Origin of the sequence: Cellulomonas septica (assembly GCF_012396155.1) — a bacterium.
GTDB lineage: Bacteria > Actinomycetota > Actinomycetes > Actinomycetales > Cellulomonadaceae > Cellulomonas > Cellulomonas septica.
This window is the reverse complement of the sequence record NZ_JAAXOY010000423.1, coordinates 1-3149: the sequence shown is the minus strand read 5'-3', so window position 1 is coordinate 3149 and position 3149 is coordinate 1. Positions and strand designations below refer to the sequence as shown.

Annotated in this window: 5 protein-coding genes, 1 other RNA gene and 1 pseudogene; 3 read left to right on the top strand and 4 right to left on the bottom strand. The window is 74.8% G+C overall.

Going from position 1 to position 3149, the window contains the following annotated elements:
* Positions 1-275: pseudogene (locus HGA02_RS14360) on the bottom strand (peroxide stress protein YaaA); the annotation flags it as partial.
* A 71-nt stretch (positions 276-346) separates the two neighbouring features.
* On the opposite strand from HGA02_RS14360, the gene HGA02_RS14355 reads away from it, so the two are divergent.
* The 3 genes from HGA02_RS14355 to HGA02_RS14345 all read left to right on the top strand — a co-directional run bounded on the left by HGA02_RS14355 (position 347) and on the right by HGA02_RS14345 (position 1630).
* The gene (locus tag HGA02_RS14355; protein ID WP_168679647.1) at positions 347-730 is read left to right on the top strand and encodes a tautomerase family protein; all 384 of its coding nucleotides are present in this window, start codon (positions 347-349) and stop codon (positions 728-730) included.
* Positions 731-777: 47 nt separating this feature from the next.
* Positions 778-1172: RNase P RNA component class A (rnpB, locus tag HGA02_RS14350), an RNA gene on the top strand.
* Positions 1173-1333: 161 nt separating this feature from the next.
* Positions 1334-1630, top strand: a complete 297-nt coding sequence (locus HGA02_RS14345; protein ID WP_168679646.1) for a hypothetical protein — start codon at positions 1334-1336, stop codon at positions 1628-1630.
* Positions 1631-1770: 140 nt separating this feature from the next.
* Here HGA02_RS14345 and HGA02_RS14340 read toward each other — a convergent pair whose 3' ends face one another.
* From HGA02_RS14340 to HGA02_RS14330, 3 genes are all read right to left on the bottom strand, one after another.
* Positions 1771-2178 carry a VOC family protein gene (locus tag HGA02_RS14340; protein ID WP_343035487.1) on the bottom strand — a complete coding sequence of 136 codons (408 nt, stop codon included), beginning with the start codon at positions 2176-2178 and terminating at the stop codon, positions 1771-1773.
* A 62-nt stretch (positions 2179-2240) separates the two neighbouring features.
* On the bottom strand, positions 2241-2534 hold the full coding sequence (locus tag HGA02_RS14335; RefSeq protein ID WP_168679645.1) for a DUF6191 domain-containing protein: 294 nt from the start codon (positions 2532-2534) through the stop codon (positions 2241-2243).
* Between the two features lie 21 nt (positions 2535-2555).
* A partial coding sequence (locus tag HGA02_RS14330; RefSeq protein ID WP_168679644.1) for an MBL fold metallo-hydrolase occupies positions 2556-3149 on the bottom strand: 594 nt, incomplete at its 5' end.

Below are 3149 nucleotides of genomic sequence, written 5' to 3'. Positions count from 1 at the left end.
AGGCCAGCGGCGCCGTACAGGACACCGGTGTAGACGCGTCGCGCCGGGGCCGTCGGGGCCGCGCGCAGCGTCGTGTTGCGCGCCACCTCGTCCGCCAGGCTCGCGCCGACGCCCAGCACCGCCGCCGCGTCGGGACGCGCGCTCACCTCGGCGAGCGCGTCCAGGACCTTCTCCCGCACGGGCGTCAGACCCGGCGACGAGAGGGCGTCCAGGTCGAGCGCCGGCCCCCGGGCAGGCGACGTCTTGCCCTCCGAGGGCGGCAGCAGCACGAGCACGCCCTGACTGTAGGCTCCGCGAGCCGAGGCGGCCGCATCAGCGGCACGGGTGTGCCGGAGGGGGACGGACGATGGCGCAGGTCAAGGTCTACGGACGCCGCGACGTGTGGTCCACGCGACGTCGCGAGGTGTCCGACGCGATCCACGCCGCGCTCGTCGGCGCGTGGGGTCTCCCCGAGGACAAGCGGTTCCACCGCTTCCTGCTGCTCGACCCCGAGGACCTCGTCGCGCCCCGGTCGGACGCCTACCTGGTCGTCGAGATCGTCTGCTTCACCGGCCGCAGCCTCGCCGCGCGCCGCGCCCTCGTCGCCGCGTTCTTCGCCGACGTCGCACCCGCGCTCGGCCTCGACGCCGACGACCTCGAGGTCGTCATCGTCGAGAGCCCGCCCGAGAACTGGGGCATCCGCGGCCGCAGCGGCGACGAGCTCGTCCTGCCGTACCGAGTCGACGTCTGACCCGCTGCTCCGGTCGCATGACCAGCGGGTAGACTCGTCCGCGCGGATGAGTCAGTCAGGCGGCCGCGTCAGGCCCTCGGGCCTGCCGAGGAACGTCCGGGCTCCGCAGGGCAGGGTGGTGGGTAACGCCCACCCGGGGTGACCCGCGGGACAGTGCCACAGAGAACAGACCGCCGGCCCCGCGTCGTGGAGACACGCACGCGGGCGCCGGTCAGGGTGAAACGGTGGTGTAAGAGACCACCAGCGCACCGGGTGACCGGTGCGGCTCGGTAAACCCCACCCGGAGCAAGGTCAGACAGGGAGCGTTCGAGGGCGGCCCGCCCGAGCTCCCGGGTAGACCGCTGGAGGCGTGCGGCAACGTACGTCGTAGAGGGATGGTCGCCACCCGTGCCGGGGCAACCGGGCACGGGGACAGAACCCGGCGTATCGACTGACTCATCCGCCTTCACCGGTCGCCGCCGTCCTCGGCAGGCCAGAGGATCCCCGTTCCGGTCGCGGGTTGCCCCGGGGGATCGGAGGATGAGCACCAGACCTCTCCGGAGAAGTCGGAGCCAGGTCGTGCACGCCCGTCACCTGGACGGCAGAGTCGCCGAGGGGGACCACATGGCCACGATCCACGTCTCACCCGATCCCGCACCCGCCGCGCCGCCAGTGCCGGCGTCGGTACTCCGTGACGTCTCCGAGACGTTCCCGACGGACGACGCGGTCGCGCACGCGATCCGTCTGCACGACGAGGCGCGCGACGTGCACGAGCGCGCCGCCCTGTTCTTCGACGAGCTTGCCGCGGCCGGGACCGAGCGGCGCGACTACTACCTGGGCCGTGCGGCCCGGCACCGGCTGCTGGCCGAGCAGGAGCGCGAGGCCGCGGCGAGGCAGACGAACCGCTCGCTGCGCTTCTGAGACCGCCGGCCCGGCCGCGGATCCGCGCGGCCGGGCCGGACCATCACGTCGCAGCCGACGGAGGTGGTCGACGCCGTCGGCACGGACACCCGAGCGGGCCTGTTGGCCGCAGCCCGCGTCGCCCGGCGACCGACGCGCCTTCAGCCGCCCGGGGCCTGGGCCGCGGCGAGCTGGCTCGGCGTGCTGCGCAGCAGGCAGAACTCGTTGCCCTCGGGATCGGCGAGGACGTGCCACGGGACGTCGCCCTGACCGACGTCGACGGGCGTCGCTCCCAGCGCCAGCAGCCGCGCCAGCTCCGACGCCTGGTCGGAGCCGTCAGGCGGGCGCACGTCGGGGTGGACGCGGTTCTTCGTCGACTTGCCCTCGGGCACCTCGATGAAGAGCCAGTTGGTGGCGGACCCGTCGGACGGGGCGATCTCGATCTCGACCGGGCCGTCGTCGTCCTCGGGTTCGTCGAGCACGTCCCAACCGAGCGCGTCCGCCCACCAGCGGGCGAGCGCGACGGGGTCGTGGCAGTCGATCGTGATCTGGGACACGTGGAGAGGCACACCGCGACGCTAGAGGGGTGCGCGGTGACCCGCGCGTCGAGCGGTCGGCTCGTGCGACGCCGTCAGACGGTGCGGCCGGGGTCGATGCGCGCGACGCCCGCGTCGAGGTCGACGGGTGGGGCGGTGTCCCCGGCGTGCTGGATGTCGAGCCGCTGACGGTCCTGCTCCTGCGTGAGGTGCTCGCGGCTCGGCTGGAAGACGTCGACGAGCCCGCCGAACATGCCGGACGCCGCCGACCCCGACGGCACGCGGGTGCGGGGGCGGGGGCTGCGGCGGTCGAACACGCCGCGCGCGACGAGCCGGTCGACGACGACGAGCACGACGACCGCGCCCGCGACGGCCCACAGCCACTCCATGCGGCCATGGTCGCACGCGCCTCAGCGGTGCAGGGCGGCGAGCTGGGCGGCGTGCGCCTCGGCCACCCACGGGTCGGCGAGGCGAGGGTCGTCGGACCGTCCGGCGACCAGGTCGTCGAGGTAGGTGCGGTCGGCCTCGAGGCGCCGGTCGAGCTCCTCGCGGTCCCCGGGCGAGCCGTGCCCGGGGACGACGGCGGACACGTCGAACCGTTCGACGGCCTCGGCCAGCGCGTCGAGACCGGCGCGGTAGTCACCGACGGGGTCGGCGGCAGCCTCGTCGAGGAGCGGGACCTCGCGGTCGGACAGCATGTCGCCGCACAGCAGCACGCCCGCGTGCACGACGACGAGCGCACCGTGGTCGGGTGCGTGCGCGGTGTGCCCGACCACGACGACCTCGGGACCGGACCAGTCGAGCCGGTCGGTGCCGGTCGCGCGCGGGTACGGCACCGGCGGTACGGCGACGACGTCGGCGGGACCGTCCTGCGCGTGCGCGGCGAGCACCGCGGCCAGCGCCGCGTCGTCGTCGCGTGAGCGCGTCAGCGACCCCGCCCAACCCGGGCCGGACGAGCCCGGCTCCCCGGCCCGCCATCGCGGCAGGCCGCGCACGCCGTGCCC